Source organism: Stenotrophomonas sp. FW305-3-2-15-E-LB1 (assembly GCF_058787375.1).
This window is the reverse complement of the sequence record NZ_JBYSZR010000029.1, coordinates 25652-41095: the sequence shown is the minus strand read 5'-3', so window position 1 is coordinate 41095 and position 15444 is coordinate 25652. Positions and strand designations below refer to the sequence as shown.

General features: G+C 70.6%; 9 protein-coding genes. 6 read left to right on the top strand and 3 right to left on the bottom strand.

Translation table 11 applies throughout. The features are described 5' to 3' along the window. Positions 1–604: 604 nt before the first annotated feature. From AC3WL7_RS17485 to AC3WL7_RS17460, 6 genes are all read left to right on the top strand, one after another. Positions 605–1060 (top strand): MarR family winged helix-turn-helix transcriptional regulator, encoded by a 456-nt coding sequence (locus tag AC3WL7_RS17485; protein ID WP_079224394.1) that lies wholly within the window; start codon positions 605–607, stop codon positions 1058–1060. A gap of 108 nt (positions 1061–1168) precedes the next feature. Continuing rightward, positions 1169–1378: a DUF1656 domain-containing protein gene (locus AC3WL7_RS17480; RefSeq protein WP_010487502.1), complete on the top strand. Its 210-nt coding sequence runs from the start codon at positions 1169–1171 to the stop codon at positions 1376–1378. Next, the gene (locus tag AC3WL7_RS17475) at positions 1375–2292 is read left to right on the top strand and encodes an efflux RND transporter periplasmic adaptor subunit (protein WP_492752015.1); all 918 of its coding nucleotides are present in this window, start codon (positions 1375–1377) and stop codon (positions 2290–2292) included. The genes AC3WL7_RS17480 and AC3WL7_RS17475 overlap by 4 nt, the downstream gene beginning before the upstream one ends. Next, on the top strand, positions 2289–3749 hold the full coding sequence (locus AC3WL7_RS17470) for an efflux transporter outer membrane subunit (RefSeq protein WP_492752013.1): 1461 nt from the start codon (positions 2289–2291) through the stop codon (positions 3747–3749). Before AC3WL7_RS17475 ends, AC3WL7_RS17470 begins: the two co-directional genes overlap by 4 nt. A gap of 3 nt (positions 3750–3752) precedes the next feature. Next, entirely contained in the window at positions 3753–5792 is a 2040-nt protein-coding gene (locus AC3WL7_RS17465; protein ID WP_492752011.1) for an FUSC family protein, read from the top strand. Between the two features lie 67 nt (positions 5793–5859). Further along, a complete protein-coding gene (locus AC3WL7_RS17460) occupies positions 5860–6258 on the top strand; it encodes a hypothetical protein (protein ID WP_492752009.1) in 399 nt (132 codons plus the stop codon). A 225-nt stretch (positions 6259–6483) separates the two neighbouring features. Here the strand turns inward: AC3WL7_RS17460 and recD are convergent, their stop codons facing one another. From recD to recC, 3 genes are read right to left on the bottom strand one after another with little or no spacing between them, the layout of a single operon-like run. Continuing rightward, complete coding sequence (recD, locus tag AC3WL7_RS17455; protein WP_492752006.1) at positions 6484–8349, bottom strand: exodeoxyribonuclease V subunit alpha; 1866 nt, start codon at positions 8347–8349, stop codon at positions 6484–6486. Beyond that, on the bottom strand, positions 8346–11984 hold the full coding sequence (recB, locus tag AC3WL7_RS17450) for an exodeoxyribonuclease V subunit beta (protein ID WP_492752004.1): 3639 nt from the start codon (positions 11982–11984) through the stop codon (positions 8346–8348). Before recB ends, recD begins: the two co-directional genes overlap by 4 nt. Next, complete coding sequence (recC, locus tag AC3WL7_RS17445; protein ID WP_492752002.1) at positions 11981–15322, bottom strand: exodeoxyribonuclease V subunit gamma; 3342 nt, start codon at positions 15320–15322, stop codon at positions 11981–11983. Before recC ends, recB begins: the two co-directional genes overlap by 4 nt. Between the last annotated feature and the right edge of the window lie 122 nt (positions 15323–15444).

The following is a 15444-nucleotide window of genomic DNA, read 5'->3' as shown; positions in this document are numbered from 1 at the left end:
GTACAGCGTCCCGAACGGGGGGCGAGCATCGTACCCGACCGGGGGGTGGGTCGTCCTGTGGGGACGGTTCATCGGGGGGTCTTTTGGGCGCCTTGTCTGGTACTGGGCTGGAGGGGGAGAGGGGGCTGCGCAGGACACGCCGTAAACCCATCCATGGGGGCTCGATGGCGCCATCCATGGCGCCAACGGTCCTGCGCAGCCCCCTCTCCCCCTCCCGGACAGTTTCCTTCAGGCGCGCTCGGACCACCCGAAAGCGGGGGCAAAAGCTGGGGTTCATGGCTTCGGAAGCACCGCGCGGCGCTGCTGCTGTGGTGGGTGCGGACCGTTGGTCCGCACTGCTTCTGCTTTTGCTTCTAAGAGCCAACCCACCGCGCTCGCGGGGTGATGGGAGGGCAGCGGGGGCCGGGCGGGGCAGGGCCGTCCGCGGCATGGATGCCGCGGCCGAGCCCCCAGGGACGGGTTTACGGCGTGTCCTGCACCGTCCGGCCCCCGCTGCCCCACCCGACACCAGGCAGGCGCAACGCTTTCCTCAGTACAGCCCCCATCACCCATTCAGCAAAACCTATTGATAGGAATGAAATTAGTAGTATCCTATCTATCTCTTATGGACACACCCCTCGACGAACGCACCCGGCTGCAGATGCAGCTCAGCTCCGGCCTGCTCTATGCAGGGCGGCAGTGGCAGCGTCTGGCCGACAGCCGGCTCGGCAGCTACGGCATCTCCACCGCCTGCACCATGCCCCTGTTGATGATCGGCCGCTCCGGCGGCGGTATCCGCCAGGTGGCGCTGGCCCAGCAGCTGGGCATGGAAGGCCCGTCCCTGGTACGCCTGCTGGACAAGCTGTGCGCCAGCGAACTGGTCCGCCGCGAAAGCGACGCCAGCGACCGCCGCGCCAACCTGCTGTGGCTGACCGACGAGGGACAGGTGCTAGTGCGCGAGCTGGAAGAACAGCTCATCGGCCTGCGCCAGGACGTGTTCGGCGAACTTTCCATGGATGAACTGCAGGCCGTGCTGAAGGCATGGCGCCTGCTGGCCGAGGCGGCCGACCGCATCACGTGACGCCGTTCTCCTTGAAACACCGCCGCTGCCGTGCACGCGCCAGCGGCTTTTGCCCGTTGCCGTTGTCCTGTGTGTTGCCCTCCCCTCCCCCAATCCCGCCCCCTACCGATGCCCGGTGAATTCAGTCTCCACGGAGTGTTCGTCCCGACCCTGCTCGGGTTGATGTTGTTGGCCTACCTGGTCAACAGCGGCCTGCACGCGCTGCTGCAGCGTGCCGGCGCCTATCGCCATGTCTGGCATCCGGCGCTGTTCAACCTGGCGCTGTACGGGATCGTGCTGGGCCTGCTGTTCCACCTCCTGCGTTGGATGCAATCGTGAACAAGATCGTGAAGAAGACCCTTCCCATACTGCTGACCAGCGCAGCGGTGATCGTGGCCCTGCTGGTGCTGCGCCAGCTGTGGGTCTATTACATGGATGAGCCGTGGACCCGTGACGCCCATGTCGGCGCCGACGTGGTGCAGGTGGCCCCGGATGTGTCCGGCCTGGTGGAATCGGTGAACGTGGCTGACAACCAGGCAGTGAAGAAGGGCGACGTGCTGTTCGTGGTCGACCGCGCGCGTTACCGCATCGCGCTGGAACAGGCCAAGGCCAGCCTGGCCGAGCGCCAGGCGTCGGTGGCACAGCTGCGCCGCGAGATCGGCCGCGACCGCAGCCTGCAGGACCTGGTGGCCGCCGAGGATGCCGAAGTGCGCCGGGCCAAGCTGCAGGCCGCGCAGGCCGCGCTGGCCACCGCCCAGGCCGCGGTGGACCTGGCCGATCTGAACCTGGCCCGCACCGAGGTGCATGCACCGGCCGATGGCCGGGTCAACGACCGCACCATGCGCGTGGGCGACTACGTGGTGGCCGGCGAGCCGGTGCTGGCGCTGCTGGATACCGGCTCGTTCCGCATCGATGGCTACTTCGAGGAAACCCGCCTGCGCGGCGTGGCCCCCGGGCAGAGCGTGGACATCCGCCTGATGGGCGAGTCGACCGCACTGCGCGGCCACGTGGAAAGCATCGCCGCCGGCATCGAGGACCGCTACCGCAGCAACGGCAGCACCCTGCTGCCGAACGTCACCCCGGCCTTCGACTGGGTGCGGCTGGCGCAGCGCATCCCGGTGCGCATCGCCATCGACGAGGTGCCGCAGGGCGTCGAACTGATCGCCGGCCGTACCGCCACGGTGACGGTGCAGACCAACAGCAGCAAGCACGCAGACAAGGCCGGCACCACGCCGACACAGGCGGGCCTGTGAACACCACCCTGCCCCGTCTCGGCCTGATCGTTGCGCTGGCCAGCCTGGCGGCCTGCAAGACCGTCGGCCCGGATTACGCCCTGCCGGAAGGCTCGGCCTTCAAGCGGCCGGAGGCCAATGCCGCCTTCATCGACACCCGGAACCCGGACGTCGCCGCCAACCAAGCGCTGCCCGACCGCTGGTGGTCGCTGTACAACGATCCGGTGCTGGACGGCCTGATCACCCAGGCGCTGCGTGACAACGTCGAACTGAAGGCCGCCGATGCGCACCTGCGCCGCGCCGCCGCCGTGTACGAACAGGCGATGGATGCCGGTGGCTTCGAGTACGAGGCCGAGGCCGGGGTCAGCCGCGCGCAGCTGTCGGCCGAAGCCTTCCTGCAGGAGCACGAGCTGCCGGTGATCAACCTGGCCGACGGCAAGTTCGCCGCCAGCTACCAGTTCGACCTGTTCGGCAAGCTCAAGCGCGGTGCCGAAGCCGCCCACGCCGACGAACAGTCGGTGGCCGCCGCACGCGACCTGGCCCAGGTGAGCGTGGTGGCCGAGGTGGCCGACAGCTACCTGGAAATCTGCCACGCCAACCACGAACTGCACGTGGCCGAGCATTCGCTGCAGCTGCAGCAGCGCAGCCGCTCGGTCACCCAGCGCCTGATCCAGGCCGGCCGCGGCACGCCGCCGGAGCTGGCCCGCGCCAACGCGCAGGTGGCCCTGCTGGAAGCCGCACTGCCGCCGCTGCGCGCGCAGCGTTCGGCTGCGGCCTATTCACTGGCCGCCCTGCTTGGCCAGACCCCCGGCCAGCTGCCGACCGGGGTGATCGACTGCGCCGACGCGCCGCGCCTGGCCCAGCCGCTGCCGGTGGGTGATGGCCGCGCCCTGCTGCAGCGCCGCCCCGACATCCGCCAGGCCGAGCGCAAGCTGGCCTCGGCCACCGCGCGGATTGGCGTGGCCACCGCCGAGCTGTACCCGGACATCCGCCTGGGCGCCTCGCTCGGTGCCGCCGGCCTGCTGGAGGACTTCGGTACGCCGATGACCCAGCAGTGGTCGATCGGCCCGCTGATCTCCTGGACGCTGCCGTCCTCGGGCACCCACGCGCGCATCCACGCCGCCGAGGCCGGTGCCGATGCTGCGCTGGCCGAGTTCGACCATGCCGTGCTGCAGGCCCTGCGCGAGACGCAGACCGCACTGGACCGCTACGCGCAGGACCTGCGCCGCCTGCAGTCGCTGCGCGAAGCCCAGCAGCAGGCCGCACTGGCCGCCGAGCAGAACCGCCGCCTGTACCAAGGCGGACGCACGCCGTACCTGTCCAGCCTGGATGCCGACCGCAGCCTGGCCACCAGCGATGCCACCCTGGCCGCTGCCGAGGCGCAGGTCTCGCGCGATCAGATCCATCTGTTCCTGGTGCTTGGTGGCGGCTGGCAGGCCAGTGCCACCCCGGCCGCCACCACGACTGCCGCGAAGTAAGCCATGAACGCGCTGACCGACCGCCAGGCCTGGCTGTTCTCGATCAAGACCTACCTGGCCGCGGTGGCCGCGCTGTACATCGCCATGGCCGGCAACCTGTCGCGCCCTTACTGGGCGATGGGCACGGTGTACATCGTCAGCCAACCGCTGCTGGGCCCGACCCGGGCCAAGGGCGTGTACCGCATCGTCGGCACCCTGGTGGCCGGCCTGGCCACCCTGCTGGTGCTGCCGGCACTGGTGGAAACGCCCCTGGTGCTGAGTGCGGCGATGTCGATCTGGCTGGCCGCCTGCCTGTTCCTGGCCCTGCTCAACCGCGGCCCGCGCGGCTATGCGTTCCTGCTGGCCGGTTACACCACCGCCTTCATCGGCTTCCCGGCGGTGACTTCGCCGGAAACCATCTTCGACACGGTGGTGGCGCGCAGCGAAGAGATCATCCTCGGCACGGTAGTGGCGGTGCTTGCGGCCTCGCTGCTGTTCCCGGCTTCGGTGCAGCCGATGCTGCGCACGCGCATCGGCAACTGGATGGAGGATGCGTCGCAATGGTGCCGGCAGATCCTCGAGCGCGGCCGTGCCCATGCCCCGCGCAACCGGCTGGCCGCCGACCTGGTGCAGTTCGAGGCCCTCATCGAGTTCCTGCGCCGCGATGATCCGCGTCATGCCGGCGGGGCCATTTCGATGGAACGCCTGCGCGAGCGCATGCTGCTGTTGCTGCCGGTGCTGTCCTCGATCGCCGATCGCCTGAGCGCGCTGCGCAGCGATGGCCAGGCACTGCCCGAAGGCCTGCCTGCGCTGGTCGATGACATACACGACTGGATCGACACACCCGCCAGTGCCAGCGACTACGCCCGCCTGCGCGCGCGCATCAGTGCGCTGAAGCCGCAGGTGGACAGCGACCTGCAGCACCTGCAGCTGGCCAGCCTGCTGCTGCGCCTGGAGGAACTGGTGGACCTGTGGCAGGACTGCCGCACCCTGCAGCATGCGATCGACCACGGCACCGCGCCGCTGGACCGCGCGCACTACCGCATCCGCACCGAACGCGTGGCCACCGACAAGCATGTCGACTACGGCATGGCGCTGTTCTCCGCACTCAGCGCCGGCGTGGCCCTGATGAGCTACTGCGTGCTGTGGATCGGCCTGGGTTGGGAAGGTGGCGGCAACGGCGCGATGATGGCGGCGGTGACGGCGGCCTTCTTCGCCGCGCAGGACGATCCGGCACCGAGCATGGTCTCGTTCCTGGTGTGGGCCATCGTCGCCTCGCTGGTGGCCGGCGTGTACCTGTTCGGCGTGTTCCCGGCCGTGCATGACTTCGGCCTGCTGGCGCTGGTGCTGGCGGTGGCGTTCCTGCCGCTGGGGCTGCTGCTGCACCACCCCAAGAGCGCGCTGTTCGCACTGCCGCTGACGGTGAACCTGGCCGCCCTGCTGAGCCTGCAGAACACCTACAGCGCCAACATCCAGAGCTTCCTCAATTCGTCCATCGCCATGTTCATCGGCATCGGCTTTGCAGTGGTGATGACCCGCCTGTTCCGTTCGGTGGGTGCCGAGTGGACCGCGCGCCGCCTGGTGCGGCAGGGCTGGAACACGCTGGCCGAGGCCGCCGAAGGGCGCGGCCAGCAGGACCGCCAGCGCTTCGCCGCGCGCATGCTCGATCTGCTGGGCCTGCTCGCCCCGCGCCTGGCGGCGACGCCGGAAGGCAGCGACATCGCCTCGGTGGACATGCTCAACGAGGCGCGCATCGGCCTGAACATCCTGCAGCTGCGCCGCGCCCGCCTGGAACTGCCCGAGCGCAGCCGCGAGGCGGTGGAGCACATCCTGGAAGAGATCGCCGCGCATTACCGCCGGCAGATCGCCGCGCGCCACCCGATTGCCGCAGCCGAAGCCCTGCGCGAGCGCCTTGACACGTCACTGGGGCGCGTGGGTGGCGTGGCCGCCTGCAAGGCGCGCGATGAAGCACTGATGGGCCTGATCGGCCTGCGCTTCGCGCTGTTCCCGGAAGCGAAGGCGCTGGCGCCGGGGTTGGCGGACGCCGAAGCACCGTCGGTGTGATGCGATCCGCCGGGCTTGGCCCGGCGCTACCATCGTCATCCTTCGACCATGCCAACGGGACGGTTCAATGAGTTACGACATGATGGTGTTCGAGGCCACTGCGGCCCCGCGCGACGCAGCGGCCTTCATCGCCTGGTTCGAGAAACAGGCGGAATGGGGTGAGAACCACGAGTACGACGACCCGGCGGTGAGCAGCCCGGCGCTGCAGGCGTGGTTCGCGGAGATCGCACAGGAATTCCCGCCGATGAACGGGCCGCTGAGCGACGACGATGACGATCGTGCCGAGGTGACCGATTACAGCATCGGCCGCCAGGTGATCTACGGCGCGTTCGCCTATTCGGTGGCCGAGCGTGCGCATGGGCGCGTGCAGGACCTGGCCGAGAAGCACGGCGTGGGGTTCTTCGACCTGAGTGCCGATGAGCCGGCGATCGTGTTTCCGGACGGGCTGGTGTTGATTGCGGAGTAGGTGTGGCGGCAGGGCTGCGCCCTGCACCTGCGGTAGTGCCGGCCGCTGGCCGGCAACCTCAACGGCAAAAGCGGGTTTCCTGAGGGATGGCGCTCTGCTTTGGTGGGTGCCGACCGTTGGTCGGCACGGGGTCGGATATCGATGTCTGACAGATGTGTCGACCAACGGTCGACACCTACCAACAGCCGCAGTCGCCAGTAGATCCACGCCATGCGTGGATGGGGGTCAGAGCCCGTTCCCGCCGGGAACAGGATCCGACCCCGCTTCCGCACCCAGCCGCCACGCCAATCCACCGAGGCGGCTCGCGTGCCGCTTCAACGCTGCCACCAGCACCTCTTCGCTGGCGGCCACATGCAGGCGCTGGCGGGCGCGGGTGAGACCGGTGTAGACCAGTTCGCGTGACAGCACGCGGCTGTCCTGGCGCGGCAGCTGCAACCACACTTCATCGAATTCCGAGCCCTGTGCCTTGTGCACGGTCATCGCGAACGCGCTCTCGTGCGCGGGCAGTGCGGCCGGGTGGAACGCGCGCGGCTGTTCGGCGGTATCGCCGGGGAACCACGCCACCATCGCGCCGCTGGGGTCGCGCAGGCAGATGCCGATGTCACCGTTGAACAGGCGATGGCGGTAGCTGTTCTCGGTCACCAGCAGCAGCCGGCCCTGGAAGTAGCCGGGGGTGTTGCCGGCCAACAGCTGTTCGATGCGGCTGTTGAGCCCGCGTGCCCCCTGCGGGCCTTCGCGCAGGGCGGTCAGCACGCGCAGGCGTCCGGCCTGCTGCAGCGCGCGGCCGGGATCTTCCGCTTCGGCCAGCGCGCGCCAGTGCGAAAGCAGGTGCTCGCGTTGCCCGCGCAGCGGGTCAGCATCGTTTTCATGGAAGCTGACACCGGACAGGCTGCCGCCACGCAGCAGGGCCAGGGCCGTGCGGCTGTCGCCCTCACGCACGGCCTGCGCCAGCGGCGCCAGCTGCAGTGCATCGCTTTGCCGGTAGCCACGCTGCAGCTGCACGCGGCGGCCGGCGAAGGCGCGTGGCACGGCCTGCGGCTGCAGGGTCGGCGCCGCCAGCAGGCCGTGCAGGGCCTGCGCATCATCGGCGCGCGTACCGGTGCCATCGCCACTGGCGCGCAGGATGGCGCTGAGCACATCGCCGGCCTCCACCGAGGGCAGCTGGTCCGGATCGCCCAGCAGGATCAGGCGGGTGCCGCTGGCGATGGCGTCGACCAGCTTGGCCATCAGCGGCAGGTCGATCATCGACGCCTCGTCGACCACCACCACATCCACCGGCAGCGGGTTGTCGGCGTGGTGGCGGAAGCGCGGCGAATCGGGGATGACACCCAGCAGGCGGTGCAGGGTGGTGCCGGTGCCCGGCAACGCGGCGCACAACGCCGGATCGAGGCCCTCTTCCTGCAGGCGCTGCACGGCCAGGCGCAGGCTCTCGGCCATGCGTTCGGCGGCACGCCCGGTGGGCGCGGCCAGTGCGACCTGCGGCACCGGCTCGCCGGCATGCAGGGCCTGCGCGGCCAGCAGGAGCAACAGGCGCGCGATGGTGGTGGTCTTGCCGGTGCCGGGGCCGCCAGTCACCAGCGCCAACGGGTGGCGCAGGGTGACCCCTGCCGCGCGGGCCTGGTGGTCTTCCTGCGCCGCGGCAGCGGGGAACAACCGCGCGAACAAGGGTGCCAGCGCCGCCATGTCCGGTGTCGGCAACGGGTGGCGGCCGATGCGCTGCAGTCCTGCCGCCAGCTGCCGCTCGTATTCGCGGTAGCGGCGCAGGTACAACAGGCCGTTTTCCAGCACCAGCGGTGCCTCGTCGGCGGCCGCGTCGGGGTCATCCGGCTGCGCCACCCACGGCGAAGCCTGCAGCTGGGCCAGCCACTGCGCCGGCGCGGGCCAGGCCTGGAAACCTTCCAGCACACGCTGCGGCTGTGCCGGATCGAACGCGGCATGGCCCTGCGACACCGCCAGCGATGCCAGTGCGGCGGCCACCGCCACGCCATCGGGCGTGTCCTCGCGCAGACGCCGCAGGCTGGTGGCCAAGGCATGGTCGAGGGTGCGCAGATGACCGCCGCGGTAAAGCTGCTGCAGCAGGGTGGCGCTCATGCGCGGGCTCCGATGGCGCGTGCGACCAGTTCGGCATGGGCGGCGTCGCCACCGGCGAACAGCGCGTCCAACCCATCCACCAGCGCTGGCGCGAAGCGGTCCACGTGCACGCCATTGCCGTTGCCATCCAGGCCGCGGCAGAACAGGTAGCGGATCCCGCCCATGTCGCGCACGTAGTCGTAGGCACCGCCCAGGCGGAAGCGCAGCCAGCGGTGCAGGGCCACGGTGTAGATCAGCGCCTGCAGGTCGTATTCGCTGTGGCGCATGGCGATCTGCAGCAGGTCCGGGCTGTAGCCCGGCAGGCGGTTGGATTTGTAGTCGAGCACGTACCAGCGCCCATCGCGCACATAGGTGAGGTCGATCTTGCCGGTCATCAGCCCTTCCAGCCGGCGGCGCAGGCCGAAACCGCGGCGCGCGCTGGAAATGCCATGGGCGTGCAGCAGCTGCAGCAGCGCCGGCACGGCGGTCGGTTCGATCGCGAAGTGGAATTCGATTTCGGCGCGGCGCTCGCCTTCGCCCAGGCTGTGCAGGGCACCGCCTTCGGGCAGCGCGACGGTGAGCGTGTGGCCAACCAGCGGCACCAGCACCGCCACGCCGTCGTCGAGGTCCTCGTCGGCATAGCCTTCGTCGTGCAGCGCCTTGCGCAGCAGCTCGGCCTGCCCATCGGGCGCGGCTTGGTCGGGTGTCCAGCCGCCCCACGCGGCGAAATCGACGTTCTCCAGCGCCTCGTGCAGGACGTTGCCGAATCGACTGCCCATGAAGCGCGGGTCCAGCGGCGCGGCTTCGGTGGCAGCGGGTTCGGGCAGGGCCGGTTCCAGCGGCAGTTCCGCGCCGGCCGGCTCATCGGCTGCGGGCGACGGCAGTTCGGTCGCAGCAGCTTCGATGTCATTGCCGGCATCGGCATGTGCCAGCTGGGTGAAGCTGTACACCCACCAATCGTGCGGCACGCGCCGGGTCAGGCCGCGCACGGCCGGCAGTTCACCTTCCTGTTCCACCGGCAGCTGCGGCAGGCGCAGCACCGGCTCGCTGTCGTCGATATGCACATCGGCGTGCGCGCGCAGCCCCTGCAGGTCGCCCAGCAGCGGTGCCAGGCGGGTCCTGCCCAGTCCGGCGAGGTCGCCGATGGCGATCCACAGCGCATGCTCGGCGCGGGTCAGGCCGACGTACAGCAGGCGCGCATCCTCGGCGCGCTGCTCGCGGTCGCGCTGCCCGCTGGCGGCATCCCAGGCCTCGTCCTTGTCCAGCTTCCAGTGCAGCTGGCGCTCGCCGCCCACGTGCACGGTGCAGTGCGCGGCGTTGTTGGGTGCGCCACCGTCGATGCCAACGAACGGCAGGTAGACCAGCGGGTACTCCAGGCCCTTGCTCTTGTGCAGGGTGATGATCTGCACGCGGCGCGCATCCGACTCCAGCCGCAGCAGCTGCTGCTCGTCGTTCTGGTCGGCATTGGCCATCTGCCCCTGCAGCCAGTCCAGCAGGCCATGCATGCCCAGCGCCTGCGCGGAGGCTTCCTGCAGCAGTTCGCCCAGCTGCAGGTAGTTGGTCAGCCGGCGCTCGCCATCGATCAGCGCCAGCAGGCGCTCGCCCTGTGCGGCGCAGACATCGGCCACCACGGCGAACGGGCCGCCGCGCTGCCAGCGCTCGCGCCAGTGCAGCAGCTGCGCCTGGAACGCACGCTGCAGGTCACCCTCGCGTTCCATGCTGGCGATCGCGCTGGCCCGCTGGCCGAGCAGCACCGTCGCCAGCGCCGCGCGCAGGCGGCCTTCGTCGGCCGGTTGCAGCAGGGCCAGCAGCAGCGCGCGCAGGTCGCGCGCCTCGCTGGTGGAGAACAGGCTCTGCTTGCCGGCTGCCACCGCCGGAATGCCCACCGCCGCCAGCGCGCGCTGCACCAGCGTTGCCTCGCGGTGCGAGCGCACCAGCACGGCGATGTCACCGGGCTGCACGGGGCGGCCGCGCAGGATGGCGGTGCCGGCGCGCGCGTCCAGCAGAGTCTGGTGGATGTCCGCCACGCAGGCGTGGGTGGCGGCGGCACGCGAGGCGTCGGCACTCAATGCCTTGTCGCCGTCGCTGCGCAGCACGCGCAGGGTCAGTGCCGGCGCTGCTGCGCCGTCGCGCTGGTAATCATCGTCGCTGCGCACGCCACCGGGACGGACCGGCTCGAAGCCGATGCCCGCCTCCAGGAACGCGTCGTCGCCGCCGTTGTCGTACAGCGCCTGCAGCGCGCGCAGCACCGAGGGCCGCGAACGGAAGTTCTGGTCCAGCGGCGGTGCCGGCCGTGCGGCCTGCTTGGCCTTGAGGTAGGTGTGGATGTCGCCGCCACGGAAGCCGTAGATCGCCTGTTTCGGGTCACCGATCAGGAACAGCGCCGGTGGCAGGCCCAGCTGCTGCACCTCCGGCGAATCGCCGAACACGGTGTGGAAAATGCCCCACTGGCGATCATCGGTGTCCTGGAATTCATCGACCAGGGCGATGCGGTACTGCTGGCGCAGCTTGCGTACCAGGTCCAGCCGCTGCAAGCCCTCCAGTGCTTGGGCCACGCCGTCGATCAGGTCGTCATAGGTCTGCACGCGGCGCGTGCGCTTGAGCGTGGCCAGGCGCTGGGTGGCTTCCTCGCGCAGGGCGTGCAGGAAGTTCAGCGCGGCGGCGCGCAGCCACTGCTCGCGCTGGGCCAGCAGGGCCACGTAGCGCTGCAGCGGAGCCTGCAGTGGCGAGGACGGCGTGCGGTCGGCGAACTTTTTGTTGGTCTTGGCCATCAGTGCATCGGGCAGCAGCGCCGGCAGGCGGTCGCTGGACAGCAGTTCGGTGGCATCGCCACGCCCGGCCCAGGCCAGCAGCTGCCGGCCCAGCGGATGCAGCCAGCCCAGCTTGTAGGAAACGCCGTTGATCCACTTGTTGTCGACGGCCTCGCACAGGTCGAGGAAGAACTGCTCGCCATGCTCGCGCACGGCCATCGACAGGTCCGCCGCCGCGCCCTGCAGGGCCGCGCGGGGATCCTCCACCGCCAGCGGCTGCGGGCGCGGGTACAACGGCGGCGAGGCCAGCAGCGCGCGCAGGTCCGAGGCCAGCGCGTCCGGGTTCGACCACAGCCAGGTCAGCGGCTCCAGCGTCGCCGCATCGTTGGCGTGCACGCGCCACAGGTCGGCCGCCAGTTCCTCCAGCAGCTCGCGGTCGCTGGCCAGCAGTTCCGGCGGATCGAAGGTATGCCCGCTTTCCAGCGCATGCTCGCGCAGTACGCGGGTGCAGAAGCCGTGGATGGTGAAGATCGAGGCCAGGTCGATTTCGTCGGCGGCCACCTGCAGGCGGCGCTTCAGCGCGACGGCGCTCTCGCTGCCCGCTTCGAGGTGGCGCTGCAGCACCTGCCGGGTCAGCAGCGCGTCGGGGGCCTCGTCATCGGCGGGCGGCAGATCGACCAGGCGCGCGGCCAGAGCGAGGCGCTCGCGGATGCGCTTGCGCAGTTCCTGGGTGGCGGCGTCGGTGAAGGTGACCGCCAGGATCTGGCCGATGCGCAGGCCCTGTTCCACCACCAGGCGGGTGAACAGCGTGGCCAGGGTGAAGGTCTTGCCGGTACCGGCGCTGGCCTCGATCAGGCCGATGCCCTGCAGGGGCAGCAGCAGGTAGGGATCCACGGGGGTGCTCATGCGTCGGCCTCCTTGCCGGTGCCCGCCGGGCCACGCCCATCGCGTACCGCACCGAAGACGACCTGGCTGTTGCGCAGCAGGTCGGCGTAATCATCGTCATCGGCGAAGGGATCGGCGCCGCGCAGCAGCAGCTGCCACGCATCGCTGTTGGCTTCGCCCCAGCTGCGGTCGCTGCCGTGCCACTGCTTCCAGCCTTCGCTGCGTTGTTTTTCCACGGGGGCGGTGAACAGCACCCAGCCGGTGTACGGGGCGAAGCGCAGCGGCTCGCGCAGGCCGCGCTGGCGCAGCTGCAGCAGGGCGCGCAGGGCGGCGCGTGCAGCCGCCGCGCCCGGTGCGGGCAGGATGTGCGGCCCGGGCCCGGCGTCGCCGCCATCGTGAAACTGCACCAGCGGCAGCGCGTCACCGGCGGCATTGGCCAGCAGCCAGTCCAGGCCCTGGCGGATCACCGCATTGCCGTTCAGCGTGCCGGCGCGCAGCCGGACCAGGCCTTCGGGGTGGCGATCGGCCACGCGGCCGTGCAGGCGCACGCCGTCGATCTCCACGTCGTAGCGGCGGCTTTCCAGCGGCTGCCCCTGCATCCAGCCCAGCATCGCGCTGGCGTAGGGGCGGGTCTTGAGCTGTTCCGCCTCGAACTGGCGCTCGCCCAGCGCACCGGACGGCAGCAGGCCACGGGCGCGCAGGCGCGGGTACAGCGGCTCGACATCACCGCTGATGGTGGCGCGCACCACCGCAGCCTGCACGCTGCGCTTTTCCGGGCCGCGCGAGGACAGCACCAGCGGCTCCAGGTCATCCACGTCTTCGACGTCGTCGGCCAGGCGCAGGCCCAGGGCCTGGGCCAGGAACTGCCCGGCCGGGTCGCACAGGAAGCGGCGCAGCGTATCCAGTGCGACTTCGGTTTCCACCGCATCGTCCACGGGCGGCGGCAGCGCGGCGTCGAACCACGGCTGCAACCCGCCACGCTGGCCGGCCATGCGCCCGGCGGCCGGGTGCCACTGCCGGCGGTAGCTGAAACGGCGCGGATCACCCTCGCCGAAGGCGGCAGGCGAGAACGGCTGCAGCGCATGGCGCACGGTGAACCCGCGGGTGGCCGCGACCGGATCCTGGTGGTAGGCCGCAGCCGCGTCGATCAGCTCGCTGACCAGCACCGAGGGCTCGCGCACGCTGCCATCGCGCGGGTCTGCCCCCAGGTAGCTCAGGTAGAACACATCCTGCGCGGCGGCGAACAGCTGCAGGAACAGGAAACGGTCATCTTCGCGGGTCGAACGGTCGCCCGGTCGGCGGCGCGGCGTGTCCAGCTCGGCGGTGAGCTGGTTCAGGCCAGCGGCCGGGTCGCGGCGCGGGAAGTCGCCATCGTTGAGGCCCAGCACGCAGATCACCCGGAACGGCAGCAGGCGCATCGGCACCATGCGGCCGAAGCTGATGCCGCCGGTCAGCAGCGGCGCACGCGTATCGGCCTCGGACAGGGCACCGGCGAAGTGCGCACGCACCACCTCCGGCGGCACGCCGTCCTCGAAGCCGGCCTTGTGCGCGTCGTCGGCAAACTGGTTGAGCAGCTTGCGCAGGCGCTCCAGCGCGCGCTGGCTGTTGGGTGAACTGGGGGCTTCCGGCAGCAGCGCATCGAGCAGGGACAGCAGGCGCTGCCGCCATTGCGCCGGGCTCAGGGTCTCGCCCAGCCTGCGCTGGTAGAGCGCCAGCACGCGCAGCAGGCGCAGCAGCCGGTCCAGCGCGTCCAGTGCGCCGCCCTCCAGTTCGATCCACGGCGCGACGCCGGCCAGGTCCACATCACTGCCGGTGGCGTGGCCCAGCAGCAGGCGATCCAGCGCGAACTGCCAGGTGTAGGCATCGTCGCGCGGCGCCAGCAGCTGGCCGCGATGGTTGGCATCGAGGCCCCAGCGCGCGCCGGCCTGCTGCAGCCAGCCATGCAGGCGGTCGAAATCCACCGCCTCCAGCCCGGCCGCCTCGGCCAGCGGTGCGCTGGCCAGCAGGTCCAGGATCTCGTTCAGGCCGAAGCGCGATACCGGCAGCGACAGCAGGTGCACGAACACGTCGGCCAGCGGCTCGCCCGCCAGCGGGCTGCTGTCGGCCAGCGCATAGGGGATATGTTCCTCGTCACCGCCACGGCCACCGAACACGGCTTCCAGGTACGGCACGTAGGGATCGATGTCCGGCGCCAGCACCGCGATCTCGCGGGCCTGCAGCGGCGGGTCGAAGCGCGGGTCCTGCAGCAGGCTGCGCAACTGGTCGTGCAGCACCTGCAGTTCGCGCAGGCGGGTATGGCAGGCATGCACCTGCAGGCTGGGGTCATCGCTGCGCAGTTCCGCGCGCAGTTCGCCCGAGGGCAGCGCGCGGCGGTGGAACAGATCGCGCTGCAGGCGGTGCAGCAGGCTGTCTGCCAGGCCGCCCTCGGCCAGGGTCGGGCGGGTGTCATCCTCGGGATCGGAGTACGCGGCGATCTCGCCGGCCGGGTGCACCACTTCGTAGCTGCCCAGCACCGCCATGAAGTCGCGGCCAGCCGCGCCCCAGGCCTCCAGCAGGCGGTTCTCGCCCGCGGCCTCGCCGAAGGGATCGGGCGCGCCGCTGCGCAGGCGCTCGGCCAGGGTCTGCAGGTCGCCCCAGTAGGACTGCACCGGCGTGGGCATATAGAAGTGCAGCTCGCCCACGCGGGCCTGGGTGGCCATCACCCGCAGCACATCGGGCGAGATGTTGAGCGTGGCGAACGCCGACAGGCGCGGCGGCAGGCCGTTCGGCTTCGGCTTGTCCGGGCCTTCGAAGCGATCCAGGTAGGCCTGGATGCGCCGCGCGCGGTAACCGCGTCCGCCGGCGATGGCCCGCCACAGGATCGCCTGCGGATCGGCCGGGTCGGCGCCGGCATCCCAGCGCAGCAGCCAGTCACGGCGCCAGGCCTGGTACTTCTCGAACACCGAGGCCAGCTCGCCCGCCAGCGCCCACGGCTTCAGGGCATCACCGCCGGCAAGATAGGCCTGCAGCGCACGCATCGGTGGCTGTGCCAGCAGCGCGGGGTCGCGCAGCGCCTGGTACAGCTTCCAGTGCAGGCCGGCGGCATCGAGGTCGTCGCTTTCGCCGGTGACGTTGGCGTTGAGCGCGCGTGCGACGAACTCGCCCGGGGTGAGGAATTCCAGGTTGGCCGCCACGCCGTACTCGGCCGCCAGGGTTGCCTGCAGCCAACGCCGCATCGCCACCTGCGGGATCAGCACCACCTCCGGCGCCAGCAGCGGCTGGCCCGGCACCGGGATGCGCACGTTGCGGGCCAGCAGGGCGGCCAGCACGTCCAACGAGTTGGAGTGGTAAAGGCGGAAGTCGCTGAACGGGTCGGTCATCGTGCACAGTGTGCAGGACGCTCGGCAGTATTCAATGGTGACGTACGTCACTGGGGGACGCAGCGACCGCTGCGATGGATTGTTCCGGCACCCCCGGGAATTGTCCCGGCCTGTCGCCGGCC

What these genes read in the sequence shown, in the direction of transcription:
- AC3WL7_RS17485 (WP_079224394.1), top strand. Translation starts at nt 605, where the DNA reads ATGGACACACCCCTCGACGAACGCACCCGGCTGCAGATGCAGCTCAGC.
- AC3WL7_RS17480 (WP_010487502.1), top strand. Translation starts at nt 1,169, where the DNA reads ATGCCCGGTGAATTCAGTCTCCACGGAGTGTTCGTCCCGACCCTGCTC.
- AC3WL7_RS17465 (WP_492752011.1), top strand. Translation starts at nt 3,753, where the DNA reads ATGAACGCGCTGACCGACCGCCAGGCCTGGCTGTTCTCGATCAAGACC.
- AC3WL7_RS17460 (WP_492752009.1), top strand. Translation starts at nt 5,860, where the DNA reads ATGAGTTACGACATGATGGTGTTCGAGGCCACTGCGGCCCCGCGCGAC.
- recD (WP_492752006.1), bottom strand. Translation starts at nt 8,349, where the DNA reads ATGAGCGCCACCCTGCTGCAGCAGCTTTACCGCGGCGGTCATCTGCGC.
- recB (WP_492752004.1), bottom strand. Translation starts at nt 11,984, where the DNA reads ATGAGCACCCCCGTGGATCCCTACCTGCTGCTGCCCCTGCAGGGCATC.
- recC (WP_492752002.1), bottom strand. Translation starts at nt 15,322, where the DNA reads ATGACCGACCCGTTCAGCGACTTCCGCCTTTACCACTCCAACTCGTTG.